Annotated in this window: 23 protein-coding genes and 1 tRNA gene; 9 read left to right on the top strand and 15 right to left on the bottom strand. The window is 68.0% G+C overall.

Translation table 11 applies throughout. The annotated features are described in order from the left end of the window. Positions 1-144 precede the first annotated feature (144 nt). From HWX31_RS26415 to rodA, 5 genes are all read left to right on the top strand, one after another. Positions 145-1,188 (top strand): rod shape-determining protein, encoded by a 1,044-nt coding sequence (locus HWX31_RS26415; protein WP_004189550.1) that lies wholly within the window; start codon positions 145-147, stop codon positions 1,186-1,188. Positions 1,189-1,315: 127 nt separating this feature from the next. Then, entirely contained in the window at positions 1,316-2,425 is a 1,110-nt protein-coding gene (gene mreC / locus HWX31_RS26420) for a rod shape-determining protein MreC (protein WP_174961917.1), read from the top strand. Continuing rightward, positions 2,422-2,934, top strand: coding sequence for a rod shape-determining protein MreD (mreD, locus tag HWX31_RS26425; RefSeq protein ID WP_042586581.1), 513 nt, complete (start codon positions 2,422-2,424; stop codon positions 2,932-2,934). The genes mreC and mreD overlap by 4 nt, the downstream gene beginning before the upstream one ends. 82 nt (positions 2,935-3,016) lie before the next feature. Continuing rightward, positions 3,017-5,311: a penicillin-binding protein 2 gene (gene mrdA, locus HWX31_RS26430; protein WP_059611946.1), complete on the top strand. Its 2,295-nt coding sequence runs from the start codon at positions 3,017-3,019 to the stop codon at positions 5,309-5,311. Positions 5,312-5,322: 11 nt separating this feature from the next. After that, a complete protein-coding gene (gene rodA / locus HWX31_RS26435) occupies positions 5,323-6,471 on the top strand; it encodes a rod shape-determining protein RodA (protein ID WP_042586583.1) in 1,149 nt (382 codons plus the stop codon). A gap of 77 nt (positions 6,472-6,548) precedes the next feature. On the opposite strand, the gene HWX31_RS26440 is transcribed toward rodA, so the two are convergent. From HWX31_RS26440 to def, 14 genes are all read right to left on the bottom strand, one after another. Then, positions 6,549-7,307 carry a tetratricopeptide repeat protein gene (locus HWX31_RS26440; protein WP_174961914.1) on the bottom strand — a complete coding sequence of 253 codons (759 nt, stop codon included), beginning with the start codon at positions 7,305-7,307 and terminating at the stop codon, positions 6,549-6,551. Continuing rightward, the gene (locus HWX31_RS26445; protein WP_174961911.1) at positions 7,304-8,089 is read right to left on the bottom strand and encodes an HpcH/HpaI aldolase family protein; all 786 of its coding nucleotides are present in this window, start codon (positions 8,087-8,089) and stop codon (positions 7,304-7,306) included. Before HWX31_RS26445 ends, HWX31_RS26440 begins: the two co-directional genes overlap by 4 nt. A 258-nt stretch (positions 8,090-8,347) precedes the next feature. Then, positions 8,348-8,800 carry a 6-carboxytetrahydropterin synthase QueD gene (queD, locus tag HWX31_RS26450; RefSeq protein ID WP_010090320.1) on the bottom strand — a complete coding sequence of 151 codons (453 nt, stop codon included), beginning with the start codon at positions 8,798-8,800 and terminating at the stop codon, positions 8,348-8,350. Between the two features lie 19 nt (positions 8,801-8,819). Beyond that, positions 8,820-9,452 carry a 7-carboxy-7-deazaguanine synthase gene (gene queE / locus HWX31_RS26455; protein ID WP_059527159.1) on the bottom strand — a complete coding sequence of 211 codons (633 nt, stop codon included), beginning with the start codon at positions 9,450-9,452 and terminating at the stop codon, positions 8,820-8,822. Positions 9,453-9,521: 69 nt separating this feature from the next. Continuing rightward, entirely contained in the window at positions 9,522-10,256 is a 735-nt protein-coding gene (gene queC, locus HWX31_RS26460; RefSeq protein WP_059611953.1) for a 7-cyano-7-deazaguanine synthase QueC, read from the bottom strand. A 333-nt stretch (positions 10,257-10,589) separates the two neighbouring features. Beyond that, a tRNA-Phe gene (locus HWX31_RS26465) sits at positions 10,590-10,665 on the bottom strand. Between the two features lie 61 nt (positions 10,666-10,726). Then, the gene (gene esaR, locus HWX31_RS26470) at positions 10,727-11,428 is read right to left on the bottom strand and encodes a response regulator transcription factor EsaR (protein WP_059749748.1); all 702 of its coding nucleotides are present in this window, start codon (positions 11,426-11,428) and stop codon (positions 10,727-10,729) included. Next, positions 11,429-13,849 (bottom strand): sensor histidine kinase EsaS, encoded by a 2,421-nt coding sequence (esaS, locus tag HWX31_RS26475; RefSeq protein ID WP_174961909.1) that lies wholly within the window; start codon positions 13,847-13,849, stop codon positions 11,429-11,431. It lies immediately after the preceding gene. Next, entirely contained in the window at positions 13,839-14,429 is a 591-nt protein-coding gene (locus HWX31_RS26480; RefSeq protein ID WP_174961907.1) for a DUF4390 domain-containing protein, read from the bottom strand. Before HWX31_RS26480 ends, esaS begins: the two co-directional genes overlap by 11 nt. Next, on the bottom strand, positions 14,426-15,823 hold the full coding sequence (gene rsmB, locus HWX31_RS26485) for a 16S rRNA (cytosine(967)-C(5))-methyltransferase RsmB (RefSeq protein WP_174961905.1): 1,398 nt from the start codon (positions 15,821-15,823) through the stop codon (positions 14,426-14,428). The genes HWX31_RS26480 and rsmB overlap by 4 nt, the downstream gene beginning before the upstream one ends. Before the next feature lie 187 nt (positions 15,824-16,010). Beyond that, positions 16,011-16,868 (bottom strand): zinc metalloprotease HtpX, encoded by an 858-nt coding sequence (htpX, locus tag HWX31_RS26490; RefSeq protein WP_059616472.1) that lies wholly within the window; start codon positions 16,866-16,868, stop codon positions 16,011-16,013. A gap of 103 nt (positions 16,869-16,971) precedes the next feature. Continuing rightward, complete coding sequence (locus HWX31_RS26495) at positions 16,972-17,619, bottom strand: LysE family translocator (RefSeq protein ID WP_174961903.1); 648 nt, start codon at positions 17,617-17,619, stop codon at positions 16,972-16,974. A gap of 111 nt (positions 17,620-17,730) precedes the next feature. Then, positions 17,731-18,714 (bottom strand): methionyl-tRNA formyltransferase, encoded by a 984-nt coding sequence (gene fmt / locus HWX31_RS26500; RefSeq protein WP_174961901.1) that lies wholly within the window; start codon positions 18,712-18,714, stop codon positions 17,731-17,733. A 35-nt stretch (positions 18,715-18,749) separates the two neighbouring features. Beyond that, positions 18,750-19,253: a peptide deformylase gene (gene def / locus HWX31_RS26505; RefSeq protein WP_174961899.1), complete on the bottom strand. Its 504-nt coding sequence runs from the start codon at positions 19,251-19,253 to the stop codon at positions 18,750-18,752. 185 nt (positions 19,254-19,438) lie between these two features. On the opposite strand from def, the gene dprA reads away from it, so the two are divergent. From dprA to HWX31_RS26520, 3 genes are all read left to right on the top strand, one after another. Next, positions 19,439-20,644, top strand: a complete 1,206-nt coding sequence (gene dprA / locus HWX31_RS26510; protein ID WP_174961897.1) for a DNA-processing protein DprA — start codon at positions 19,439-19,441, stop codon at positions 20,642-20,644. Between the two features lie 40 nt (positions 20,645-20,684). Beyond that, a complete protein-coding gene (locus HWX31_RS26515) occupies positions 20,685-21,065 on the top strand; it encodes a thioredoxin family protein (protein WP_059663483.1) in 381 nt (126 codons plus the stop codon). Between the two features lie 190 nt (positions 21,066-21,255). Continuing rightward, complete coding sequence (locus tag HWX31_RS26520; protein WP_174961895.1) at positions 21,256-23,868, top strand: DNA topoisomerase III; 2,613 nt, start codon at positions 21,256-21,258, stop codon at positions 23,866-23,868. Between the two features lie 114 nt (positions 23,869-23,982). On the opposite strand, the gene HWX31_RS26525 is transcribed toward HWX31_RS26520, so the two are convergent. Next, the gene (locus HWX31_RS26525; RefSeq protein ID WP_059663486.1) at positions 23,983-25,032 is read right to left on the bottom strand and encodes a LysR family transcriptional regulator; all 1,050 of its coding nucleotides are present in this window, start codon (positions 25,030-25,032) and stop codon (positions 23,983-23,985) included. A 423-nt stretch (positions 25,033-25,455) separates the two neighbouring features. Between HWX31_RS26525 and HWX31_RS26530 the strand changes: the two genes are divergently transcribed. Then, on the top strand, positions 25,456-26,469 hold the full coding sequence (locus HWX31_RS26530; RefSeq protein ID WP_174961893.1) for a D-2-hydroxyacid dehydrogenase family protein: 1,014 nt from the start codon (positions 25,456-25,458) through the stop codon (positions 26,467-26,469). Positions 26,470-26,482 lie beyond the last annotated feature (13 nt).

Genomic DNA, 26,482 nt, shown 5'->3' on the forward strand with positions numbered 1-26,482 from the left:
CTTCGAGCGGCTCCCGGTAAATTTCATTCGCAGCTTCGAGCGCCGCGGCGGCCGCTTCCGCCACGATCCGAGGCTGTTATTTTTTCCGCTGCCGCCCTCAGCGCTCGCTATGCAGGGCCGGCGCAGAGCGAAACAGGATTCTGAATGTTCGGTTTTTTGCGCAGCTACTTCTCCAACGATCTGGCGATCGACCTCGGTACCGCAAACACCCTGATCTACATGCGCGGCAAGGGCATCGTGCTCGATGAGCCGTCCGTCGTGTCGATCCGCCAGGAAGGCGGCCCCAACGGCAAGAAGACGATCCAGGCGGTCGGCAAGGAAGCCAAGCAGATGCTCGGCAAGGTGCCGGGCAACATCGAGGCGATCCGCCCGATGAAGGACGGCGTGATCGCCGACTTCACCGTCACCGAGCAGATGATCAAGCAGTTCATCAAGACGGCCCACGAGTCGCGCATGTTCTCGCCGTCGCCGCGCATCATCATCTGCGTGCCGTGCGGCTCGACCCAGGTCGAGCGCCGCGCGATCAAGGAAGCGGCCCACGGCGCCGGCGCGTCGCAGGTCTACCTGATCGAGGAGCCGATGGCGGCCGCGATCGGCGCCGGCCTGCCGGTGTCGGAAGCGACGGGCTCGATGGTCGTCGACATCGGCGGCGGCACGACCGAAGTCGGCGTGATCTCGCTCGGCGGCATCGTCTACAAGGGCTCGGTGCGCGTCGGCGGCGACAAGTTCGACGAGGCGATCGTCAACTACATCCGCCGCAACTACGGGATGCTGATCGGCGAACAGACGGCCGAGGCGATCAAGAAGGAAATCGGCTCCGCGTTCCCGGGCTCCGAAGTCAAGGAAATGGAAGTGAAGGGCCGCAATCTGTCGGAAGGCATCCCGCGCAGCTTCACGATCTCCAGCAACGAAATCCTCGAGGCGCTCACCGATCCGCTGAACCAGATCGTGTCGTCGGTGAAGATCGCGCTCGAGCAGACCCCGCCGGAACTCGGCGCGGACATCGCCGAACGCGGGATGATGCTGACGGGCGGCGGCGCGCTGCTGCGCGACCTCGACCGCCTGCTCGCGGAAGAGACCGGCCTGCCGGTGCTCGTCGCCGAAGATCCGCTCACCTGCGTGGTGCGCGGCTCGGGCATGGCGCTCGAGCGCATGGACAAGCTGGGCAGCATCTTCTCGTACGAGTGATCGTCTAAGCAGTCCAGTTTGATATGACGCACCCGCGGCGTGGCCGGCTCGCTCGTTCAGAACGAACCGCCGCGCCGTTTGCGCGTCTGAGCATCATTTAACCGATCATTCGCGCCCGGCGCCGACCATGGAATACAGTCCGCCGCCCCTCTTCAAGCAAGGTCCGCCCGCCCTCGCGCGGCTCATTTTCTTCGTCACGGTCGCCATCGCGCTCCTCGTGTCGGACGCGCGCTTCAACACGCTCGAAATCGTCCGCGGGGTGCTCGGCACCGTGCTGTATCCGCTGCAGCGCGTGGCGCTCGTGCCGCGCGACCTGTTCATGGGCGCGGCCGAAATCGCGACCACCGGCGCCACGCTGCGCCACGAGAACGATCAGTTGCGCGCCCGCAACCTGCAGCTGTCGACGCAGGCCAACCAGGCCGCCGTGCTCACGCAGGAAAACGCGCATCTGCGCGCGGTGCTCGAGCTGCGCCAGCACATCGCGACGCAGTCGACGCCCGTCGAGATCCAGTACGACACCGCCGACCCGTTCACGCAGAAGATCGTGATCGGGCAGGGCATGCAGCAAGGCATCCAGGGCGGCGCGCCCGTCGTCAGCGAGGACGGCGTGGTCGGCCAGGTCACCCGCGTGTTCCCGCTGCAGGCCGAAGTCACGCTGATCACCGACCGCGATCTCGCGATTCCGGTCCAGGTGCTGCGCACCGGCCTGCGCAGCGTGATCTACGGCACCCCGCGCGGCGATTCGCTCGACCTGCGCTTCGTGCCGACGAGCGCCGACGTCGTCGCCGGCGACGAGCTCGTCACGAGCGGCCTCGACGGCGTCTATCCGCCCGGCCTGCCGGTCGCGAAAGTCATGCGCGTCGACAAGCTCGCCGACACCGCGTTCGCGCGCGTGACCTGCGCGCCGGTCGCGGCCGTGCGCGGCGCGCGCCAGATGCTGGTGCTGCACTACCAGAACGCCATTCCGCCGCGCCCGGCCGAGCCGGAGTCGGCCGACAAGAACGCGAAGGGCGGCAAGAAGGGCGCGAAGGGCGCCGCCAAGGGCGAAAAGGGTGACAAAGGCGACAAGGCGGCCGACGCGGGCGCGAAGCCGGCGGCCGGCGCCGCAGCCCAGCCCGGCGCGACGCCCGCGCCGGCTGCGCCCGCCGCCCCTGCGGCCCCTGCGGCCCCTGCCGCAACGGCCAAGCCCGCCGCGCCCGCGAAGCCCGCCGCCGGGCAATCAGGAGCCCAGCGATGAATCGCCCGCAATACATCCTGCAGCCGGTCAACCCGTACTTCATCGTCTTCAGCCTCGCCGCCGCGTTCCTGCTGAACCTGATGCCGTGGGGCCACCTGCCCGGCGTGCCCGACTTCGTCGCGCTCGTGCTGCTGTTCTGGAACATCCACCAGCCGCGCAAGGTCGGGATGGGCGTCGCATTCGCGCTCGGCATCCTGATGGACGTGCACGAAGCGGGCCTGCTCGGCGAGCATGCGCTCGCCTACACGCTGCTGTCGTACGGCGCGATCACGCTTCACCGCCGCGTGCTGTGGATGCCGATCGGCGTGCAGGTGCTGTACGTCACGCCGCTCCTCGTCGTCGCGCAGCTCGTGCCGTTCGTGATCCGCCTGCTGATGGGCGCCGCGTTCCCGGGCTGGCGCTACCTGGTCGACGGCTTCGTCGAGGCCGCGCTGTGGCCGATCGCGAGCCATCTGCTGCTGATGCCGCAACGCCGCCCGGTCGATCCGGACGACACGCGCCCCATCTGAGCGCGCCCGCGCCGCCAGGACCTGCCTTGAACACCCGCCGCCCCTCCACCCGCCGCGCCGGGGTCCGCTCGACCGTAACCGCATGACCGAATTCAACGACACCCAACAGCAGCTCTCGAGGTTCCGCCTGCGCGTCGCGGCGGCGGGCGTGTTCGTGTTCGTCTGCTTCGGGCTGCTCGCGAGCCGCTTCTTCTACCTGCAGCTCTGGCAGCACGGCAAGTACGCGCTGCAGGCCGAGGAAAACCGCATCTCGGTGGCGCCGATCGTGCCGAACCGCGGCATCATCACCGACCGCAACGGCGTCGTGCTCGCGAAGAACTACTCCGCATACACGCTCGAAATCACGCCGTCGAAGCTCACCGACACGCTCGAGAACACGATCGACAAGCTCGCGACGATCGTCCAGATCGACGCGCGCGACCGCCGCCGCTTCAAGAAGCTGCAGGAAGACTCGAAGAACTTCGAAAGCCTGCCGATCCGCACCCGGCTCACCGACGACGAAGTCGCGCGCTTCACCGCGCAGCGCTTCCTCTTCCCCGGCGTCGACGTGCGCGCGCGGCTGTTCCGCCAGTACCCGCTCGGCACGACGGCCGCGCACGTGATCGGCTACATCGGCCGCATCTCGAAGCGCGACCAGGACCGGATCGACGCGATGAGCGACGACAACGACAGCGACCCGGAGCACTACGATCCGCGCCGCGACGCGAACAACTACAAGGGCACCGACTACGTCGGCAAGATCGGCGTCGAGCAGAGCTACGAGACCGAGCTGCACGGCCTGACCGGCTTCGAGGAAGTCGAGGTGACGGCGGGCGGCCGGCCGGTGCGCACGCTGTCGCGCACGCAGGCGACGCCCGGCAACAACCTCGTGCTGTCGCTCGACATCGGGCTGCAGCAGGTCGCCGAGCAGGCGTTCGCCGGCAAGCGCGGCGCGCTCGTCGCGATCGAGCCGAAGACGGGCGACGTGCTCGCGTTCGTGTCGTCGCCGAGCTTCGACCCGAACTCGTTCGTCGACGGCATCGACCAGCAGACCTGGGACGAGCTGAACAACTCGCCCGACAAGCCGCTCCTGAACCGCCCGCTGCACGGCACCTACCCGCCGGGCTCGACGTACAAGCCGTTCATGGCGCTCGCGGGCCTTACGCTCGGCAAGCGCACGCCGAGCTGGGGCATCCAGGATCCCGGCTACTTCACGTTCGGCGGCCATACGTTCCGCAACGACGTGCGCTCGGGCCAGGGCTTCGTCGACATGAACAAGGCGATCATGGTGTCGAACGACACCTACTTCTACATGCTCGCCCGCGACCTCGGCGTGAACGCGATCGCGAACTTCATGAAGCCGTTCGGCTTCGGCCAGATCACCGGCATCGACATCCAGGGCGAGGCGCGCGGGATCCTGCCGTCGCCGGACTGGAAGCGCAAGACCTTCAAGAAGGCCGCGCAGCAGAAGTGGTTCGACGGCGAGACGATCAGCCTCGGGATCGGCCAGGGCTACAACTCGTTCACGATCCTGCAGCTCGCGCACGCGACCGCGACGCTCGCCAACGACGGCGTCGTGATGAAGCCGCACCTCGTGAAGGAAGTCGAGGATCCGATCTCGCGCGGGCGCCACCTGACCGTGCCGAAGGAAAGCGACACGATCCCGCTCAAGCAGTCGGACATCGAGGTCGTGAAGCGCGGGATGGAGAACGTGATCGAGAACCCGTCCGGCACCGCGTACAAGGTGTTCCGCGGCGCGCCGTACCTCGCGGCCGGCAAGACCGGCACCGCGCAGGTGTTCTCGCTGCAGGGCGGCAACTACAAGGGCCACCTGCTCGCCGAGCACCTGCGCGATCACGCGCTGTTCATCGCGTACGCGCCGGTCGACCATCCGCAGATCGCGCTCGCGCTGATCGTCGAGAACGGCGGCTGGGGCGCGCAGTCCGCAGGACCGATCGCGCGCCGCGTGCTCGACTTCTACCTCGTCGAGCGCCAGAAACCGGAAAACGAGGCGGCCGCGGTGGCCGCCGCGGCCTCGGCGACCGAGCCGATCAACGCGCCGGTGATCGGCGACGCGTCGAAGGCCGTCACCGTCGCGGCCGGCTTCAAGATGCTGCCGCAGCCGGTCGTGCCGGGCGCGGCCAGCGCGGCGGAAGCGGCGTCGGGCGCATCGGCGCCGGGCGCGAATCCCGCATCGGGCGCGAACGCCGCCGAGCTTTCCGCGCCCGTCACGGCAAGCGCCGCGGCGCCGGCCGCCGCGAGCATGCCGCCGTTCCGGCGCATGCCGCATCGGCCGCACAAGCCGGCCGGCGAAGCGCAGCCGCTCGCCGCCGCGCCACGCAACGACAACCGTGCAGCGCCCCCCGCGAAGGCGGCGGACGCGGGCACCGCTCATTGACGGAGAAAGGCATGCAATTCGACAAGCGCGCCTGGCTCGACAAGATCAAGCAGATGTTCGCGGGCTTCGACCGCCCGCTCGCCCTCATCGTGTTCCTGCTGCTGTGCGTCGGCATCGTCACGCTGTACAGCGCGAGCATCGACATGCCGGGCCGGGTCGAGGACCAACTGCGCAACATCCTGCTGACGTTCGTGCTGATGTGGGTGATCGCCAACATCCCGCCGACGACGCTGATGCGCTTCGCAGTGCCGCTGTATTCGTTCGGCGTCGCGCTATTGATCGCCGTCGCGCTGTTCGGGATGACCAAGAAGGGCGCGAAGCGCTGGCTGAACGTCGGCGTCGTGATCCAGCCGTCCGAGATCCTGAAGATCGCGACGCCGCTGATGCTCGCGTGGTACTACCAGCGCCGCGAAGGCGGCGTGCGCTGGTACGACTTCATCGCCGCGTTCGGCATCCTGCTGGTGCCGGTCGGGCTGATCGCGAAGCAGCCGGACCTCGGCACCGGCCTGCTCGTGTTCGCGGCGGGCTTCTTCGTGATCTATCTCGCGGGCCTGTCGTTCAAGCTGATCGTGCCGGTGCTGATTGCCGGCGTGATCGCGGTCGGCTCGATCGCGGTATTCGAGGAGCGGATCTGCCAGCCGGAAGTGCAGTGGCCGCTGATGCACGACTACCAGAAGCACCGCGTCTGCACGCTGCTCGACCCGACGTCCGACCCGCTCGGCAAGGGCTTCCACACGATCCAGGCGGTGATCGCGATCGGCTCGGGCGGCGCGCTCGGCAAGGGCTACCTGAAGGGCACCCAGGCGCACCTCGAATTCATTCCCGAAAAGCACACCGACTTCATCTTCGCGGTGTTCTCCGAGGAATGGGGCCTCGCCGGCGGCCTCGTGCTGCTCACGCTGTACATGGCGCTGATCGCGCGCGGGCTGTACATCGCCGCGCAGGGCGCGACGCAGTTCGGCCGGCTGCTCGCCGGGTCGCTCACGCTGGCGTTCTTCGTCTATGCGTTCGTCAATATCGGGATGGTGAGCGGCGTGCTGCCCGTCGTCGGCGTGCCGCTGCCGTTCATGAGCTACGGCGGCACCGCGCTCACGACGCTCGGCATCGCGATCGGGATGATCATGAGCGTCGGCCGGCAAAGGCGGCTGATGAAGACCTGACCCGCGCGGAAAATCAACTCGAAGCGGCGCAACATGCGCCGCTTTGTCATTGCGGCGGCGCATCATGCGCCGCTTCGTCATTGCGGCGGCGCCGCGCCGGCGCCGGCGCCGCCGCCGCTCGCCGGGCCCTGCGCCTTCACGCGTTGGCTGAGTTCCTTGAATTTGAGTCCCGCAGTCTCGTCGCCCTGCGCGGCGGCCGCCGCGTAGTACGCGCGTGCGATGTTCAGGTTCTGCTCGACGCCGTCGCCGCCGCGCTCGTAGAACGACGCGGTCACGTATTGCGCGGTCGGATCACCCGCATCGGCGGCCTGCTTGTACCAGACGAACGCCTGACGGTTGTCGCGCGGCGTGCCGCGTCCGTCGAGGAACTGGTTCGCGAGCGACAGCGCGGCCTGCACGTGGCCCTGCTTCGCCGCCTTCAGGAACCAGCGATGCGCCTCGGCCGGATTGCGCGCGACGAAATCGCCGTCATCCAGCATCCGGCCGTACACGTACTGCGCGTGCGACATGTTCGCGTCGGCCGCGCGCCTCAGCCAGCGCAGCCCCTCGTCGACGTTCGCCGTCACGCCCTCGCCCGTGATCAGCATCATCGCGTAATTGAACTGCGCGAGACGGTTGCCCCGCTCGGCCGCATCGTGAAACTGCACGAGCGCCGCCCGGAAATTGCCCGCGTTGTAATCGGCGATCGCGGACTCCGTCTCGCGCGCCGGCTCCGGCTGCGCTCGCGCGCCCTGCGCGAACGCAGCGCCGCAGACGGCCCACAGGCCGAGCGCCGCGCCGCCCGCCCGCAACGCGCGCGCGCAGTTGCGGCGACACGCGCCGGCACTCGCGTTCATGACCGCACCTCCTGCAATGCCTGCCGCGTCGCGCGCAGCAGCCAGCTGACGTCGGCGGACAGCGAAATGACCCGGTAGCCGGCGTCGCGGTATTGCCGCGCCGCGGCCGTATCGGCCGCGTAGATGCCGACCGCGACGCCAGCTTGCCGCCCCGCCGCGAGCACGCGCGCCATCGCGGCCTCGACGGCCGGATGCCGGATGTCGCCGAGATGCCCGAGGCTCGCCGCGAGATCGGCGGGACCGATGAACAGGCAGTCGATGCCCGGTATCGCGGCGATCCGCTCGACTTCGTCGACGCCGCGCGCCGATTCGATCTGCACCATCACCGCGACCTGCGCGTTCGCCGTCTGCAGGTAATCGCGCCGCATCCCGAACGCCGCCGCGCGCACCATGCCCGCCACGCCGCGCAGCCCGTCCGGCGATTCCGGCGACGGGTAGCGGGTGAGCCGCACCGCGTGCGCGGCGTCGTCCACGGTTTCGATGTTCGGAAACATCAGCGTGCGCGCGCCCGCATCGAGCGCGCGCTTGACGAGCCACGGCTCCCGCGCCGGCACGCGCACGACCGGCTCGCTCGGCAGATGGGCGGCGGCCAGCGCCCGCAGCTGCGACGCGACGTCGTCGCTGTCGTTCGGCGCATGCTCCATGTCGATGCAGAGCCAGTCGTAGCCGGCGTGAGCGAGCGCCTCGGCGGCGGCGTCGCTCGCGAGCGTCAGCCACAGGCCGTACAGCGGATCGTCGCCGTCGTGCAGACGTTGTTTGAGGGAATTGGTCAGCGTGCTCATCGAAACGGCCTCCAGACGGACGGGCATTCGAAAGGGACAAGCAACGGGCGGGACGGGGCGCGACGCGCCGGGCTGCGCCGGCGGAACCGTTCAGCGGCGGCGCCGGCGCAGAAACGCCGACGCGTTTTGCGACGCCACGCAACGATCATAGCGCGGCACGCGGCGGAATGTGGGAAGGGGCGGAACGGCTAAGGGATTACCGCCATGGACCGCGGCGGCAGTCCGCGTCGACCGGGCGGAGCTGCCGCGCCGGGAAGCTCAGCGGCCGGGCTCGCGCTCGACGTCGGCCCAGCAGTTCGGCGTTTCGTACAGGCGCACGCGCTCGAGGCGCAGGTTGATCCCGTAATGCGCGTCGTAGACGTTCGCGAGGATGTCGAACGCGATCGCCGCGAGGTTCTCGACGGTCGGAATCCGGTCGATCACGACGGTCTTGTGATCGGCCATCTGCTCGAGGAACGAGCGCACGACCTCGTCGCGCGCGTAGACGAGAAACGCGTGATCCCACTTGCTGACCAGGTGCTCCATCGCGAGCGCCTTCACGTCGGCAAAATCCATCACCATGCCGCGGTCGGGCGCGCCCTCGGTATCGACGAGATCGCCGCGCAACGTGATTTCGAGCACGTAGCGATGGCCGTGCAGGTTCCTGCACTGGCTGCGGTGATCGGGAATGCGGTGTCCCGCGTCGAATTCGAGTTTTCGGGTAATCAGCACGATGTCAAAAGCCGGTGAATCAGGGAATGTTCAGATATTTGTGGGTCTGCATCGACAGGCGCCACTGCGGATGGCGCTTGCACCAGTCGATCGCGAGCTTCGTGTTGAGGTCGCGCGACGGGCCGTCCATCGGTTGCACGAGGAAATAGTCGAAGTCGAGCTTCGCATAGTCGGCGAGCCGCTGGTTGTCCTGCGGGATCACGACCTTCAGCTCGTTGCCCTTCGTGACGACGAGCGGCGCGTCGGCCTTCGGGCTCACGCAGATCCAGTCGATCGATTCGAGCACCGGCAGCGAGCCGTTGGTCTCGATCGCGATCTCGAAGCCTGCCGCATGCAGCGCGTCGACGAGCGGCTGGTCGAGCTGCAGCATCGGCTCGCCGCCCGTGCAGACGACGAAGCGGTGTGCCTCGCCGTCCGGCCACAGGCTCGCGACCTGCGCGGCGAGCGCCGCCGCGTCCTTGAACTTGCCGCCGTTCTCGCCGTCGGTGCCGACGAAATCGGTGTCGCAGAAGCGGCACGCCGCCTCCGCACGGTCTTCCTCGCGGCCCGACCACAGATTGCAGCCGGCGAACCGGCAGAACACGGCCGGACGGCCTGCGTTCGCGCCTTCGCCCTGCAACGTGTAGAAAATTTCCTTGACCGCGTAAGTCATCGTCCTGGATCCGGCTCGCGCCGCTCGTTCTCGATCAGTTCATCATTGTGCGCCGCCGGCGCACGGGCGTCACAGCGGCGCTTCGGTCACGCGCTCGCCCTTCAGGTAGGCCTCGTAGCCGCGCTTGCGCAGCTTGCACGCCGGGCATTCGCCGCAGCCGAAGCCCCAGTCGTGCAGCTCCGCCCGTTCGCCGACGTAGCACGTATGCGTCTCGACGCGGATCAGCTCGACGAGCGCCTGGCCGCCGAGCTGCTCGGCGAGCTGCCAGGTCTGCGCCTTGTCGAGCCACATCAGCGGCGTCTCGAGCACGATGCGCGTGTCCATGCCGAGGTTCAGCGCGACCTGCAGCGCCTTCATCGTGTCGTCGCGGCAGTCCGGATAGCCGGAGAAGTCGGTCTCGCACATCCCGCCGACCAGCACGCGCAGCCCGCGGCGGTAGGCGATCGCCGCGGCGATCGTCATGAACAGCAGGTTGCGGCCCGGCACGAACGTGTTCGGCAGGCCGTTCGCCGACGTCTCGATCTCGATCGCGCGCGTCATCGCGGTGTCGCTGATCGCGCCCAGCACCGACAGGTCGATCATGTGATCGTCGCCGAGCCGGCCCGCCCATGCGGGAAACTGGTGCTTCAGCGCGTCGCGCACGCCTTCGCGGCACTCCAGCTCGACGCGATGGCGCTGACCGTAGTCGAAGCCGAGGGTCTCGACCGTCTGATAGCGTTCGAGGGCCCACGCCACGCACGTGGCCGAGTCCTGCCCGCCGGAAAACAACACGAGCGCGCCGTCTTTAGCGTCTGTCCGAATCACCGTGATACTCCGTGAATGTGTAGGCTCGCGTCGCGACCGAGCGACCGGCTGTCGCGAGAGCGGCCCGACGCGTGCCGGCTGCGCCGGCTCGACCAGTATAGGCGGGGCCGCCTGCTTCAAAGACGACGGGACGCTTATGCCGCCCATCGCGCGACAGCGGCGCCTCACAGCGGCGCGATGCCGGACCGCGCGCTTCGCGATGCTCGCGAAACGACGCGCTAAGTCATTGAGCGGGCACGGATTTTATCACGTCGCCGCGAAAGCCGCCGGGCGGCGCGCGCCACCACAAACGAAAAACCCCAAGAATCTGGCGATTCTTGGGGTTCGAAATGCTGGTGGCCTGGGACGGAATCGAACCATCGACACGCGGATTTTCAATCCGCTGCTCTACCAACTGAGCTACCGGGCCAACGAAGAAGAGAAAGTATATCGGCGTATATGGCGTTGCGCAAGCACTTTCGTGAAAATTTTTACGCGATGCCTTCCGGCGGCTTCTTGCCGAGTTCGACGCCGAGCTGCTTGAGCTTGCGATACAGGTGCGTGCGCTCGAGGCCCGTCTTCTCCGCGACGCGCGTCATGCTGCCGTTCTCGCGCGCGAGGTGATACTCGAAGTACGCGCGCTCGAACGCGTCGCGCGCCTCGCGCAACGGGATGTCGAACGGAATTGCCGCCGTCTGCCCCGCGAGGCCGAGCGTCGCGACCATGTCGTCGCCGAGCGTCGGCAACGCGGCCGCGGACGCGATCGCCACCGGCCCCGCGGCCGGCCCTGCTCCGGGCTTCGCCGCCGCGTTGACGGTCGCCGGCGCCGCGCCGCGCGCGAGCCCGTGTTCGACCGCCTTCAGCAGCTTCTGCAACGCGATCGGCTTCTCGAGGAAATCGAGTGCGCCGATCTTCGTCGCCTCGACGGCCGTGTCGATCGTCGCATGCCCGGACATCATGATCACGGGCATCGTCAGCAGCCCCTGCGCCGCCCATTCCTTGAGCAGCGTGACGCCGTCGGTATCGGGCATCCAGATATCGAGCAGCACGAGATCGGGCGTCTGATTCAGGCGGTAGTCACGCGCGGCCTGCGCGTTCTCCGCCGCCTCGACGACATGTCCTTCGTCGCTGAGGATCTCCGAGAGCAATTCCCGGATGCCCATTTCATCATCTACCACCAGGATGGTTGCCATTTACGCTGCCTTTGTCTGCACACTTGCTTTTGTCTTTGCGGGGGCCGTCCCGCCCTGCACGCCCTGTACGCCATGCCCGGCGTCCGGCGCATCGCTCGCCAGCTGGAGGAACAGGATCGACACCTGCGCACCCTCGACGACCTCGCCGTGCATGCGATTGCGCAGATCGATCCGCGCGCCGTGCTCGTCGATGATTTTCTTCACCGTTGCCAGCCCGAGGCCCGTGCCCTTCGCCTTCGTCGTCACGTAAGGCTCGAATGCGCGGGTCAGGATGCGTGCCGGAAAGCCCGGACCGTTGTCGGACACGGTCAGGCGAACCGCGACACGCGTTTTGCCCTCGGTGTCGGGATCGCCATATTCTACTGTCTTGGTTTCGATCAACACACGCGGCTGCGCGACATCCGCCACCGAATCCTGCGCATTCTGCAGCAGGTTGTGGATCACCTGGCGCAGTTGCGTCGCGTCGCCGCGAATCACCGGCAGCGGCGCGAGCTCGACGACGATCGTGCTCTTGCCCTCGCCGACGCCGTAGAGCCCGAGCACCTCGCTCACCAGTTCGTTGAGCTGCAGGTTCGCGAGCACCGCCGGCGGCGTGCGCGCATATTCGCGGAAATCGTCGACCATCCGCTTCATCGCCGCGACCTGGTTGACGATCATCGTCGCACCGCGCTTCAGCACGTCCGCATCGGTCGGCGCGAGCTTGTCGGACAGCTTCATCTGCAGCCGCTCCGCCGACAGCTGGATCGGCGTCAGCGGGTTCTTGATCTCGTGCGCGAGCCGCCGTGCGACCTCGCCCCACGCAACCGAGCGCTGCGCGGAAATCACGTCGGAGATGTCGTCGAACACGACGACGTAGCCGGACGTCTGCGGATCGTCCGCCTGTCCTTCCACCGTCGACACGAGACGCGTGCCGCGCACGAGCAGCGTCAGCGGATCGGCTTCACCCGGCACTTCGACCGCGAACTGCTGCTGCCAATGGCCGTGATCGCCGCTGCCGCCGTCGGACGCCGCCTCGCGATCGGCGAACGCCTTGCGCACCATCGCGCCGAATTCCGCGACGACGCCGACCTGGTCGAGCGTCGCGCCGATCAGCGCATCGAACGGCTGCCGGAAGATTCGCTCGGCGCCGCGGTTCGCGGTCGTCAGCCTGAACTGGCGGTCGAGTACGAACACGCCCGCGGTCAGGTTCGCGAGGATGCTCTCGAGATAGGCCTTCGAATGCTCGAGCGCGATGCGGTTGTTCTCGACCGCGAGCCGCGCCTCGGACAGCTGGCGCGTCATTGCATTGAACGCCTGCGTGAGGAAGCCGAGCTCGTCGCGCGACTTGATCTCGCGCTTGGGCGTGTAGTCGCCTTCCGCGACTTCCTTCGTCCCCTGCGCGAGCAGGAACAGCGGCCGCGCGAGCTGCTGGCCGAGCGCGAGCGCGAGCATCATCGCGATGAAGGTCGCGAGGAACAGCGCGAGCGTCAGCGTGCCGATGTACATCTTGCGCAGGCCCGTGCGGCCGAGCGCCTTTTCCTGGTACTCGCGATACGCGCGCTGCACGGCGTCCGCGTTGTGCGCGAGCGTCGGCGGCACCGGCTGCGTGAGCTGCAGGAAGCGTTCGGCCGGCTGCAGCAGCGACGTGGACGCATCCGGGATGGGCCGCACGACGCGCAGCCGCAGCGCGCCCTTCGCGCCGTGCGCATGCGGATCGCCGTCGACCTCACCCTCGATCGCCGCGTACACGCCGCGTTCGCGCGCCTGGTTCAGCATCAGCGGCGTCGGCAGGTCGTCCGGGATCAGCGCCGCGAAATTACCCGACGCCTGCGCGACGATGTGCAGGTCGGGCGCGGCGCCCGGGCCGTTGCGGCCGGGCTCGACGATCGTCGCGTCCTGCACGCCGAACTGGTCGCGCAGGCGCAGCAGCGTGAGCGTCGTGCCGTTCGTGTTCGTATCGGCGCTCGCGAGCTGGTCGGACATCAGGCGCGCCTTCGTCTGCAGGTCCGACAGCGATGCGTCGAGCATCCCGCGGCCGAGATTAAGGCCGGCGGTCAGTGCGGTTTCGACGTTCACGTCGAACCACGATTCGATGCTGCGCGATACGAACTGGTACGACACGATGTAGATGATGCCGCCCGGCACGACGCCGACGAGCGCGAAGAACACCGCGAGCTTCGCAAGCAGCCGCGTGCCGAATTTGCCCTTCCTCAGGCGCACGACGATCATGCCGATCAGGCCGAGCACGACGAGCAGGAACACCAGCGCGACGACGATGTTGGTCGCGTACAGCCACGAGTAGTAGCGGTCGAAGAATTCGGTGTTCGCGCTCGCGGCCGCCAGCAGCACGAGCAGCAGCAGCGCGGTGAGTGCAACGGTCGTAACGATCACGCGCACGAGCAGGCTCTTTCCGCTGGCCGCGCGGCGCACTCTATTTAGCACGTTCGGTCACCGTGAAGGTAAAGCGCTTCCAGTCCGACCCGAGCGTCCAGTCGCGGTTGTTCACCGCGTCGACCTGGAACGGCTTCGGCATCAACGCCGTATCGAGCTGCATCCGCACCGAGGCCGTATAGGTTTCGCCCTGGTGCACCTGGTTCCGGTCGATCACGTGCCACGACGTGATGTGCTTGACGACCGCGAGCGCGTCCTTCAGCGTGCCGAAGCCGAGCTGCAGGCCGCCCGTCGACACGCGGTATTCGCGCGTGAGCGGCTGGAACGACAGGCGGATCGTCTGCGACACCGACACCGGCTGTTCGTCGAACCAGTACCAGCGCGCGCGGCTCAGCTCGAAATCGGTCGTGAAGTAAAGCGGGATGCCCTTGTTGACGGCGTCCTCGAGGTTCGAATTCAGCTCGAAGTCGAAGCGGGCGTCGAGGCTCCAGCCGCTGCCGTCGAACTGCAGCGACGCGCGCTGCACGGCGATCGATTCGGCGCGCGCCGGCCTCGCGACCGCGAGGCACAGGGCCAGTGCGACCGTCAGCACGGCCGCGAGCCGAATTGGAAAAAGGTGTTTGATCGTCACCGTTTCTGAAACCGCGCGTAGAAAAATCCGTCGTGATCGGTGTTCTGGTCGGGACCGGCCGCGCCTGCCTGCGCCCCGCCCGAGGCGGCGCGCGGCAGCAGCTGGCCGGGCGCGTCCAATCGTACCGCATCTTCACAGGCCGCTTCAAACCAGCGCGCCTGCAGCTCGCCCTCTTCCGGAAAGATCGAACAGGTCACGTACAGCAGTTCGCCGCCCGGCTTCACGAGCGGCCACAGCGCCGACAGGATGCGGCGCTGCTCGGCGACGAGCGCAGGAATGTCGGCCTCGCGGCGCAGCCAGCGAATGTCGGGATGACGGCGCACGATGCCGGACGCCGAGCACGGCACGTCGGCGAGGATGCGGTCGAACGGCCGGCCGTCGTGCCATTCGCCGGGCGCGCCCGCGTCGCCGACGCGCACGTCCGCGACCAGCGACAGCCGCGCGAGATTCTCGCCGATGCGCGTCGCGCGGGTGGCGTCGCTTTCGAGCGCAACGACTTCCGCGTCGGCGAGCTCGAGAATATGCCCGGTCTTGCCGCCGGGCGCGGCACAGGCGTCGAGCACGCGCATCCCGTCGGCCGCGCCGAGCCATTCGGCGGCAAGCTGCGCGCCCGCGTCCTGGACGGAGACGACGCCGTCGGCGAAGCCCGGAATTCGTTCGACCGGCAGCGGCGACGCGAGGCGCACCGCATGCTTGCCGATCGCGGCCGCGTCGATGCCGTGCGTGCGCAGCGTGTCGAGATACGCGTCGACGGTCGTGCGGCGCGCATTCACGCGCAGCGTCAGCGGGCCGGGACGGTCGCCGGCCGCGAGCATCGCCTGCCAGCCGTCGGGCCACGCGGCCTGCACTGCGTCGCGCCACCACGCACGGTAGTTCCAGCGCGCGACCGGATCGTCCTGCATCGCCGCGACCAGCGCATCGCGCTCGCGCAGGAAGCGCCGCAGCACCGCGTTGACCATCCCTTTCGCGAATGCGACCTCGCGACGCGCGCCGATCGCGGTCACGGCCTGGTCGACGACGGTGAACGCCGGATACGCGGCGGCGTCGCCTTCATCGAGCAGCAGTGCGAACGCGCACGCGAGGATGGCCTGGACATGCGCGGGCGGCGCCTTGCTGACGAGCCGGCCGATCAGCCAGTCGGCGCTGCCGAGGCGGCGCATCGTCCGGTAGGCGACGTCCTGCGTCGCGCCGCGCGCAAACGCCTGCGCGCCGGACGCCATCCCCGCGAACACCGTCGCCAGCGCGGCCGGCAGCGCGGTGCCGCGGCGCACCGCGTCGACCGCCTGCGCGGCCGCATCGAGCGCAAAACCGAGCGATTCGGGCGCGAGATGCAGTGCGGACAGGCGAGCCGGGCGGCCGGACGAAGGTTTGGCGGAGGTGCGGTTTCGTGTCATCGGATCGAGGCGTCGGCAAGCAACGGGAGCCGCGGCGGCTGCGTGGCCGCCGCGATCCCAAACCGCGCATTGTAGCGTGGGAGCATCCGCGCCCTTTTTCGGGACGCACAAATGGAACACCCCGCAGCGCATGCGGGGTGGGGCAAAGCGTGCGCGTCCATTGCCGCGCGTGAGGCGGCAGGGAGGCTTAGTCGAAACGGCCCGTGCGCGCCATTTCCATCAGGCGCGCGATGCGCTCCTCGGTGGCCGGGTGCGTCGAGAACAGGTTCTGCAGGCCGCCGCCGTGCAGCGGGTTCATGATCATCATCTGCGCGGTGGCCGGATGCTCCTCGGCCGCCGGGAACGGGATGCCCGCCGCGTAGCGATGGATCTTGTCGAGCGCCGTCGCGAGCGCCTGCGGATCGCCGGAAATCTGCGCGCCGCCGCGGTCCGCCTCGAACTCGCGCGCCCGCGAGATCGCCATCTGGATCAGCGCGCCGGCGATCGGCGCGAGCAGCGCGACTGCGATGCCTGCGATCGGATTGGCCGGACGGCCGTTCTCGTCACGCCCACCGAAGAACATCGCGAAATTCGCGAGCGCCGAAATCGCGCCCGCCATCGTCGCGGTGATCGTCGAGATCAAAATGTCGCGGTGCTTCACGTGCGCGAGCTCGTGCGCCATCACGCCGCGCATCTCACGCTCCGACAGCACGCGCAGGATGCCCGTCGTCGCCGCGACGGCTGCGTGCTCGGGGTTGCGGCCCGTCGCGAACGCGTTCGGCGCGTCTTCGTTGATCAGGTACACGCGCGGCATCGGCAGGTTCGCGCGCGTCGCCAGCTCGCGCACCATCCGGTAGAACTGCGGCGCCGTGCTCTCGTCGACTTCCTGCGCGTTGTACATGCGCAGCACCATCTTGTCGGAGAACCAGTACGAGAAGAAATTCATGCCGAGCGCGAACAGCAGCGCGATCGTCATGCCGCGCGAGCCGCCGATCATCCCGCCGATCACGATGAACAGGGCCGTGATCGCGGCCATCAGCATCGCGGTTTTGACCCAATTGAACATACGTCCACTCCTTGTCCGAATGCAGCACCCGCCGGATGCCTCGAGGCGCGGCGGAAAATTGTAAGCGATCTGTTAGATATGTGCGTATCGGAAAAATTCAATCTCAGCGTTGCGAAGCCGCGAGCCGGAGGCCGAGCCCGACGAACGCGCTGCCGACCGTGCGGTCGAGCCACTTCTTCACGCCCGGCTTGCCGGAAAAACGGCGCGTCACGCTGCCCGCGACCCACGCGAGCATGCTGTTCCAGATCGTGCTCATCACGACGAACACCGCGCCGAGCGTCAGGAACGCCAGCGCCTTGTGCGCGCTGTCGGCCGACACGAACTGCGGGAAGAACGACACGAAGAACAGCACGACCTTGGGGTTCAGCACGTTCGTCCAGAAGCCCTGCATGAACAGCTGGCGCAACGGCTTGGCGGCCGCGACCGGCGCAGCCCGCGCCGTGTCGGTCCCGGCGCCGGCCGCCGGCTTCGCGAGGATCATCCGCACGCCCAGGTAGATCAGGTAGGCCGCGCCCACCAGCTTGATCACCGTGAACGCCGTGGCCGACGCGGCCAGCAGCGCGGTCAGGCCGAACGCGCAGGCGAGCGCGTGCACGCAGCAGCCGGCGGAGATGCCGAGCGCGGACATCAGCCCGGCGCCGCGGCCTTGCGCGACGCTGCGGCCGATGATGTACGCGGTGTCGGGACCGGGCGTGACGTTCAGCAGGAACACCGCCAGGAGAAAGAAGCCGAAATGGGTGATGCCAAGCATGGAAACCTCGGAGCCGGGAAAGCGCAAGGAAATTCTACGCGCGCGCGCCGTACGTTGCGACTCGGCCGTTCGGCCGATTGCGCGCCACCGGCGAGCCGTGTCGAATGACGCTCAGGACGCGTCGGGAAGCGTGAACCGCTGGCCTGCGGCCAGCGGCGCGCCGGCCAGGAATTCGCGCGCCGGCAGCCGCTTGCCGCCCGGTTTCTGCAGCTGCGTGACGCGCAGTGCGCCGCTGCCGCACGCAACGATCACGCCCTCCGGGCCCGCGTCGACGATCGTCCCCGGCGCCGCGTCGCCGCGTGCGTCCACGGGCGCCGCCGCCCACAGCTTGAGCGCCGCGCCGTCGAGCGTCGCGACGCCGCCCGGGAACGGATCGAACGCGCGCACCCGGCGCGCCAGCACGTCCGCGGGCTCGCGCCAGTCGAGCGCGGCCTCGTGCTTGCCGATCTTCTCCGCGTACGTCACGCCGTCGGCCGGCTGCGGCGTGGCCGGCAGGCTGCCGGTGCGCTCGAGCTGCGCCAGCGCGTCGACGATGAGGCGCGCGCCTTCGGCTGCGAGCCGGTCGTGCAGCGTCGCGGTCGTGTCGTCGGGCGCGATCGCGACGCGCGCGTCCTGCAGCATCGCGCCGGTGTCCAGCCCGGCGTCCATCTGCATCAGCGTGACGCCCGTCTGAGCGTCGCCCGCCTCGATCGCGCGATGGATCGGCGCGGCGCCGCGCCAGCGCGGCAGCAGCGACGCATGGATGTTGATGCAGCCGTGGCGCGGAATGTCTAGCACCTCCTGCGGCAGCAGCAGGCCGTATGCGGCAACCACCATCACGTCGTGCGGGGTCGCGCGCAGCAGTTCGATCGCTTCGGCCGCCTCGGCCGGATACTTGCCCGCGCGGCGCAGCGACGGCGGCTGCGCGACGGGCATGCCGTGCTCGACGGCATAGCGCTTCACGGCGCTCGCCTGCAGCTTCATCCCGCGCCCGGCGGGGCGGTCAGGCTGCGTGAGGACGAGCGGCACCGGAAACCCGGCCTCGTGGATCGCGGCGAGTGCGGCCGCGGCGAATTCCGGCGTGCCGGCAAAAATGACGCGCAACGAATGTGTCATGACAACGGATCGAGGTCAGGCAGGGCGAACACGCGTCACATCGCGCGTTCGAGTTTCTTCATCTTCGACTTGATGCGGCTTTGCTTGAGCGGCGACAGGTATTCGACGAACACGCGGCCCATCAGGTGATCCATCTCGTGCTGGATGCACACGGCCAGCAGGCCCTCGCAGTCGAGCTCGAACGTCTCGCCCTTTTCGTCGAGCGCGCGCACGCGCACATGATCCGGACGCTCGACTTCGTCGTAGACGCCCGGCACCGACAGGCAGCCTTCCTCGTAGACCTGCTTCGCGTCGCTCGACCACACGATCTCGGGGTTGATGAATGCGCGCAGCTCGCTCTTGTCTTCCGAGATGTCGATCACGATCACGCGCTCGTGCACGTCGACCTGCGTCGCGGCAAGGCCGATGCCCGGCGCGGCATACATGGTTTCGGCCATGTCGGCGACGAGCTTGCGGATCCGGTCGTCGACCTTGTCGACGGGCTTGGCGACCTTGTGCAGCCGCTTGTCGGGGTAATGAATGATGTTCAGCAAAGCCATGGCGTTCGGTAATCGGTAAATCGGCGGTTCGCGTCGGCCATCCGGCCGACTGGCCCAGCCGCGGGGATGCAATGAAGATGAGGCGGACGCGCGGCGTATCAACGCCCGCGGATCACGCGACCTGCAACCGGCCGCGCGCCTGCGCGCAGCCTCATCGGATTATTTCGGATGATGAAAATTTTAACATGGCGACACGCGTCTCGCTGGCCGTCGCATTCGACGGTTTCCTCATGTCGCCGCACCCGCTGAGCGCCGCCGAGCTGCGCACGTGGCTGCAACTCGCCGAAGCGCCCGGACTGACGCCCGCGGTGCTGCGTGTGCTGCTCGACGCGTTCGGTTCGCCGCGCGCGCTCATCGACGCGCCGGACGACGCGATCGCCGCCGCGAGCAGCCCGGCGGCGGCGCAAGCCGTGCGCGCGAGCGAGCGCGCCGACCTGGACGCACGGGCCGCCGCGGCGCTCGCGTGGCGCGACGCGCCCGGCAACTGCATCGTCCCGCTCGGCGATCCCGCGTATCCGCCGCGGCTGCTCGACCTGCACGACCCGCCGGCGCTGCTATATGTAAAGGGGCGCGTCGCGCTGCTGCACGCGCGCGGGATCGCGATCGTCGGCAGCCGGCACGCAACGCCGCAGGGCCTCGCGGATGCGACGCACTTCGCGCGCATCCTGTCGGACGCCGGGCTCGCGATCGTCTCCGGGCTGGCGCTCGGCATCGACGGCGCCGCGCACCGGGGCGGGCTGGACGGCCGCTCGAGCACGATCGCGGTGATCGGCACCGGCGCCGATCTCGTCTATCCGGCGCGGCACCGCGCGCTTGCGCACGAGATCGCCGCGCACGGCGCCATCGTCTCCGAGTGGCCGCTCGGCACGCCGGCCCGCGCCGCGCACTTCCCGCAGCGCAACCGGCTGATTGCCGCACTGGCGAGCGGCGCGCTCGTCGTGGAGGCCGCGCCGCGTTCCGGCTCGCTGATCACCGCGCGGCTCGCCAACGAATTGGGCCGCGACGTGTTCGCGATGCCGGGCTCGATCCACGCGCCGCTTGCGCAAGGCTGCCACGCGCTGATCCGCGACGGCGCGAAGCTCACCGCGACGCCCGAGGACGTCCTCGACGAATATGGGCTGCGCACCGAATCGCCGGGCGACGCGCCGCCGGCCGCGGCGACATCCGGCGACGCGGCCGAGCAGGCCGTCCTCGCCGCGCTCGGATATGGCCCCGTGACCTACGAATGGCTGGCCGAGCGCAGCGGCCTGTCCGACGACGCGCTCCACCGGGCGCTCCTCGCGCTCGAACTGGCCGGCCGCGTCGCGAGCCTGCCGGGCGGCCGCTTCGTCCGGCTCGGCGGTCCCGCCGCGCCGCAGCTTGCGCGCGGCGTGCTACATTCCCCCGCATAGGGGCGGCTGCGCCGCCCGCCGACTTCATGCAAGGAAACCCATGCCCGCGCTGAATCTCGACACCGACGCGGATCGGATCGCCGAGCGCCTCGGCCATCCCGACACGCTGCTCGTCGCCTGCCTGTGCGCCGACTGGTGCGGCACCTGCCGCGAATACCGCGCCGCCTTCGACCAGCTCGCCGACGCGCATCCCGACGCCTGCTTCGCGTGGATCGACATCGAAACGCATGCCGACCGGCTCGACGATCTCGACGTCGAGAATTTCCCGACGATCCTGATCGAGGACGCCAACGCCGCGCGCTTCTTCGGCACGGTGCTTCCGCACGCGGCCATCGTCGAGCGCATGCTGTCCGACCTGACCGCGCTGCCGGGCGTGCCGCATGCACCAAAACTGCGCAACATCCTGAACGTCGAGGCCTAAGCCGCATGCCGGCGCCGCGGTATTTCGCGCGAAAGCGCACTCTGCTGCGCCGCACGCTTGCCGCCGTCACGCCCCCCCACTATGATGAGCCGCTTTTTGCACGCCGAGCCGCCGTCATGGCGCCGTGTGCTATAAAGCCGTCGTAAAAGGGACCCACAACCGGCAAACCCGGTCTACCACACACACAGTCATGTCCAAAGCTCTGATCATTGCGGAAAAGCCTTCTGTCGCGAACGACATCGCGCGCGCTTTGGGTGGCTTTACGAAGCATGACGATTACTTCGAGAGCGACGAATACGTCTTGTCGTCCGCTGTCGGCCACCTGCTCGAAATCGCGGCCCCGGAAGAGTACGAGGTCAAGCGCGGCAAGTGGAGCTTCGCGCACCTGCCCGTCATTCCGCCGCATTTCGACCTGAACCCGATCGCCAAGAGCGAGTCGCGCCTCAAGGTGCTGACCAAGCTGATGAAGCGCAAGGACGTCGACCGCCTGGTCAACGCATGTGACGCGGGGCGCGAAGGGGAGCTGATCTTCCGCCTGATCGTGCAGCATGCGAAGGCGAAGCAGCCGGTCCAGCGCCTGTGGCTGCAGTCGATGACCCCGCAGGCGATCCGCGACGGCTTCGCGCACCTGCGCAGCGACTCCGACATGCAGCCGCTCGCCGACGCGGCCCGCTGCCGCTCGGAAGCCGACTGGCTCGTCGGGATCAACGGCACCCGCGCGATGACCGCGTTCAACAGCAAGGGCGGCGGCTTCTTCCTGACCACGGTCGGCCGCGTTCAGACGCCAACCTTGTCGATCGTCGTCGAACGTGAAGAGAAAATCCGCCGTTTCGTTCCGCGCGACTACTGGGAAGTGAAGGCGGCGTTCGCGTGCGCGGGCGGCTTCTACGAAGGCAAGTGGTACGACCCGAAATTCAAGCGCGACGAATTCGATCCGGAAAAGCGCGACTCGCGGCTCTGGAGCCTGCCCGCTGCCGAGACGATCGTCGCGGCCTGCCGCGACCAGATCGGCACGGTCAGCGAGGAATCGAAGCCGTCGACGCAGCTCTCGCCGCTGCTGTTCGACCTGACGAGCCTGCAGCGCGAAGCGAACAGCCGCTTCGGCTTCTCCGCGAAGAACACGCTCGGTCTCGCGCAGGCGCTGTACGAAAAGCACAAGGTGCTGACCTATCCGCGTACCGATGCGCGCGCGCTCCCGGAAGACTACATCGCGACGGTCAAGTCGACGATGGAGATGCTCAAGGAGAGCCACAACTACCTGCCGCATGCGAAGCAGGTGCTCGACAAGGGCTGGGTGAAGCCGAACAAGCGGATTTTCGACAACTCGAAGATCAGCGACCACTTCGCGATCATCCCGACGCTGCAGGCGCCGAAATCGCTGTCCGAGCCGGAACAGAAGCTCTACGACCTCGTCGTGAAGCGCTTCCTCGCCGTGTTCTTCCCCGCCGCGGAATACAAGGTCACGACGCGGATCACCGAAGTGGCCGGCCATCACTTCAAGACCGAAGGCAAGGTGCTCGTCGAGCCGGGCTGGCTGCAGGTGTACGGCCGCGACGCCGAAGGCGCGGACGCGAACCTCGTGCCGGTGCAGAAGGACGAGAAGGTGAAAACGGACGAGATCGCCGCGGTGGCGCTCGTGACGAAACCGCCTGCCCGCTACTCGGAAGCGACGCTGCTTTCCGCGATGGAAGGCGCGGGCAAGCTGGTCGAGGACGACGAGCTGCGCGAGGCGATGGCCGCGAAGGGGCTCGGCACGCCGGCCACGCGCGCGGCGATCATCGAAGGGCTGCTCGGCGAGAAATACCTCGTGCGCGAAGGCCGCGAGCTGATCCCGACCGCGAAGGCGTTCCAGCTGATGACCCTGCTGCGCGGGCTCGGCGTGAAGGAACTGACCGCGCCGGAGCTCACCGGCGAATGGGAATACAAGCTGTCGCAGATGGAGCGCGGCAATCTCGGGCGCGACGCGTTCATGCAGGAAATCGCCCGCATGACGCAGCAGATCGTCAAGCGCGCGAAGGAATACGATTCCGACACGATCCCCGGCGATTACGCGACGCTCGAGACGCCGTGCCCGAACTGCGGCGGCCAGGTGAAGGAAAACTACCGGCGCTTCGCGTGCACGAAGTGCGAGTTCTCGATCTCGAAGATCCCGGGCAGCCGGCAGTTCGAGATCGCGGAAGTCGAGGAGCTGCTGCAGAAGAAGGAAATCGGCCCGCTGTCCGGTTTCCGCAGCAAGATGGGGCGGCCGTTCTCGGCAATCCTGAAGCTCTCGTTCGACGACGAGACGAAGAACTACAAGCTGGAGTTCGATTTCGGCCAGGACCAGGGCGGCGAGGAAGGCGAGGCGCCGGACTTCTCCGCGCAGGAGCCGGTCGGCGCGTGCCCGAAGTGCAAGGGCCGCGTGTTCGAGCACGGGATGAGCTACGTGTGCGAGCACTCGGTCGCCAACCCGAAGACCTGCGACTTCCGCTCGGGCAAGGTGATCCTGCAGCAGGAAATCACCCGCGAGCAGATGGGCAAGCTGCTCGCCGACGGCCGCACCGACCTGCTGCCGAACTTCAAGTCGTCGCGCACCGGCCGCAACTTCAAGGCGTATCTCGTGAAGCAGCCGGACGGCAAGATCGGCTTCGAGTTCGAGAAGAAGGAGCCGAAGGCGGCGGCCGCGAAGAAGACGGCGAAATCGGCGACGAAGGAAGCCGAAACCGTGACGGAAGGCGCCGACGAGAAGCCGGCGCCGGCCCGCAAGACCGCCGCGAGCAAGACCGCCGCGCGCAAGACGACGACGCGCAAGACCGGCTCGTAAGGGCTCGCCGCCCGGCGCACCCGGCGCCGGGCCGGCCGACAAAAAAACGCGGATCGATCGCTCGATCCGCGTTTTTTATTGCGCGGGCGGTTCGATCACCGCCCCGCCCCCGCGTTACAGCGGCGACGGCACGGCAACCCGCGACCGTGGCGAGCGCGGCAGGCGCGACGAAACCGTCGAATCGGCTGCATCCGCCCGTTCGGGGCGCATCTCGACGCCGATCGGCGCCGGCGCGACGCCCTGTGCCGCCCATTGCTCGCCCATCGTCGCATCGGTCGAATGGCTGAAATGCTCGACGAGGTGGTCGATGAAGGTGCGCACCTTCGCCGGCAGGTGGCGGCGGCTCGGATACGCGATGTTGATCTCGACCTGCGGCAGCCGGAAATCCGGCAGCAGCCGCACGAGCGCGCCGCGCGCGATGTCGCTGCCGATCAGGTAGCTCGGCAGGATCGCGACGCCCATCCCGAGCAGCGCGAACTGGCGCAGCATCGCGGTGTTGTTCGCGACGACCACGTTGGTCGGCCGCACCCGCACTTCGCCATCCGGCCCCGTAAACACCCGGTCGTCGCCCCAGTATTCGCTCGGCAGGCTCAGGCTCGGATGCTCGGCGAGATGCTCCGGATGCGTCGGCACGCCGTGCTTTTCCAGGTAGCTCGGCGTCGCGCAGACGGTCATGCAGCCGGTGGTCAGCCGCCGCGTCACGATGCTCGCGCTGCGCATCTGGCGCGTCACCACGATGCCGACGTCGAAGCCTTCCTCGACCAGGTCGACCTGCCGGTCGACCAGCGTCAGATCCGGCACCACTTTCGGAAACTGCTCGGTATAGGTCTGCAGCACCGGCGCGAGGTTGTGCAGGCCGAACACGACCGGCGCGACGATGCGCAGCGTGCCGACCGGCTCGTGGTTACGGGCGACGACCATCTGCTCGACGTCTTCGAGTTCGTCCAGGATCTGGCGCGCGCGCTCCAGATACACCTGGCCGGACTCCGTCAGCGAAAGGCTGCGCGTGGTGCGATTGAGCAGGCGCGTGCCGAGACGGCCTTCCAGATCGGCGACGTGACGGGTCGCGACCGCGTTGGAGATATCCATTGCACTTGCGGCCCGCGCGAAACTTCCGAGATCCGCAACCTTGACGAACACTCGCATCGACTGCAAATGATCCATTAACGACTCCTGCCGCTGTTACCGCTTCAAAAAGATGAAGCAAATGCGTAATTCTCCTACGACAGCGGAATTGATGCAGAGTTGCTCAACAAGCCCGGTGTAGCCGATAAAAACAGTCAAACATCCTCGCCGATGCCAGAAAAATGACCCAATTATTCTGATTAGAGCAACAATTGGGTGAACCTCGTCGTCCAACCGACGGATTCAGGAAGGACGTATTTGATGCGGCACGGCATCGGCGGCCGGCGGGGGGCGCAAACACGGCGCCGGAGCAGGCCGACGCCAATTGCGGCGGGGCGTAACAACCTGTTAAAAAGACACCACGAGGCCGCTCGACATTGCATCATGTCGGCCCCGGCCGGGCGGGACGAGGCGCGACCGCGCACCGCCGCCCCTGCTTTCAACGCGCGATTCCCGCAAACCATGAAAATTGCCATCCTCGACGACTACCAGGACGCCGTCCGCAAGCTGAATTGCTTCCAGATGCTCGCCGACCACGACGTGAAGGTCTTCAACAACACGGTGCGCGGCCTGGGACAACTCGCGAGCCGCCTGGCGGAAGTCGAAGCGCTCGTGCTGATTCGCGAACGCACCCCGATTTCGTCGCAACTGCTCGCCAAGTTGCCGCATCTGCGCATGATCAGCCAGACCGGCCGCATCGGAACCCACATCGATCTCGAGGCCTGCACCGAGCGCGGCATCGCGGTGCTCGAAGGCTCGGGCTCGCCGATCGCGCCCGCCGAGCTGACCTGGGCGCTGATCATGGCCGCCCAGCGCCGGATTCCGCAGTACGTCGCGAACCTGAAGCAGGGCGCGTGGCAGCAGTCCGGCCTGAAGACGTCGGCGATGCCGCCGAACTTCGGCCTCGGCCAAGTGCTGCGCGGCCAGACGCTCGGGATCTGGGGCTACGGCAAGATCGGCCGGCTCGTCGCCGGCTACGGCAAGGCGTTCGGGATGAACGTGCTGGTGTGGGGCCGCGAGCATTCGCTCGAGGCAGCGCGCGCGGACGGCTATGCCGCGGCCGACAGCCGCGAGGCGCTGTTCGAGCAGAGCGACGTGCTGTCGCTGCACCTGCGCCTGCACGACGACACGCGCGGCATCGTCAAGCAGGACGACCTGATGCGGATGAAGCCGACCGCGCTGCTGGTCAACACGAGCCGCGCCGAGCTGCTCGAGGAAAACGCGCTCGTCAACGCGCTGTCGCACAACCGGCCGGGGATGGTCGCGATCGACGTGTTCGAGAGCGAGCCGATCCTGCAGGGCTACAGCCTGCTGCGGATGGAAAACGTGATCTGCACGCCGCACATCGGCTACGTCGAGCGCGAAAGCTACGAGCTGTATTTCAGCGCGGCGTTCAGGAACATCCTTGCATTCGACGAAGGCGACATGTCGAACGTCGCCAACCCGGAAGCGCTGACGCCAACCCGGAAGCGCTGATCGCCCCTCCGGC

Origin of the sequence: Burkholderia ubonensis, from assembly GCF_902833085.1 — a bacterium.
GTDB lineage: Bacteria > Pseudomonadota > Gammaproteobacteria > Burkholderiales > Burkholderiaceae > Burkholderia > Burkholderia ubonensis.

Excerpts from the sequence above, each read along its gene's own strand:
- HWX31_RS26515 (WP_059663483.1), top strand. The coding sequence starts at position 20,685 with ATGCCCGCGCTGAATCTCGACACCGACGCGGATCGGATCGCCGAGCGC.
- HWX31_RS26525 (WP_059663486.1), bottom strand. The coding sequence starts at position 25,032 with ATGGATCATTTGCAGTCGATGCGAGTGTTCGTCAAGGTTGCGGATCTC.
- queE (WP_059527159.1), bottom strand. The coding sequence starts at position 9,452 with ATGACTTACGCGGTCAAGGAAATTTTCTACACGTTGCAGGGCGAAGGC.
- mreD (WP_042586581.1), top strand. The coding sequence starts at position 2,422 with ATGAATCGCCCGCAATACATCCTGCAGCCGGTCAACCCGTACTTCATC.
- HWX31_RS26440 (WP_174961914.1), bottom strand. The coding sequence starts at position 7,307 with ATGAACGCGAGTGCCGGCGCGTGTCGCCGCAACTGCGCGCGCGCGTTG.
- HWX31_RS26445 (WP_174961911.1), bottom strand. The coding sequence starts at position 8,089 with ATGAGCACGCTGACCAATTCCCTCAAACAACGTCTGCACGACGGCGAC.
- mrdA (WP_059611946.1), top strand. The coding sequence starts at position 3,017 with ATGACCGAATTCAACGACACCCAACAGCAGCTCTCGAGGTTCCGCCTG.
- def (WP_174961899.1), bottom strand. The coding sequence starts at position 19,253 with ATGGCTTTGCTGAACATCATTCATTACCCCGACAAGCGGCTGCACAAG.
- HWX31_RS26520 (WP_174961895.1), top strand. The coding sequence starts at position 21,256 with ATGTCCAAAGCTCTGATCATTGCGGAAAAGCCTTCTGTCGCGAACGAC.
- dprA (WP_174961897.1), top strand. The coding sequence starts at position 19,439 with ATGGCGACACGCGTCTCGCTGGCCGTCGCATTCGACGGTTTCCTCATG.
- rodA (WP_042586583.1), top strand. The coding sequence starts at position 5,323 with ATGCAATTCGACAAGCGCGCCTGGCTCGACAAGATCAAGCAGATGTTC.
- mreC (WP_174961917.1), top strand. The coding sequence starts at position 1,316 with ATGGAATACAGTCCGCCGCCCCTCTTCAAGCAAGGTCCGCCCGCCCTC.
- esaR (WP_059749748.1), bottom strand. The coding sequence starts at position 11,428 with ATGGCAACCATCCTGGTGGTAGATGATGAAATGGGCATCCGGGAATTG.
- HWX31_RS26415 (WP_004189550.1), top strand. The coding sequence starts at position 145 with ATGTTCGGTTTTTTGCGCAGCTACTTCTCCAACGATCTGGCGATCGAC.
- fmt (WP_174961901.1), bottom strand. The coding sequence starts at position 18,714 with ATGACACATTCGTTGCGCGTCATTTTTGCCGGCACGCCGGAATTCGCC.
- HWX31_RS26530 (WP_174961893.1), top strand. The coding sequence starts at position 25,456 with ATGAAAATTGCCATCCTCGACGACTACCAGGACGCCGTCCGCAAGCTG.
- HWX31_RS26495 (WP_174961903.1), bottom strand. The coding sequence starts at position 17,619 with ATGCTTGGCATCACCCATTTCGGCTTCTTTCTCCTGGCGGTGTTCCTG.
- htpX (WP_059616472.1), bottom strand. The coding sequence starts at position 16,868 with ATGTTCAATTGGGTCAAAACCGCGATGCTGATGGCCGCGATCACGGCC.
- rsmB (WP_174961905.1), bottom strand. The coding sequence starts at position 15,823 with ATGACACGAAACCGCACCTCCGCCAAACCTTCGTCCGGCCGCCCGGCT.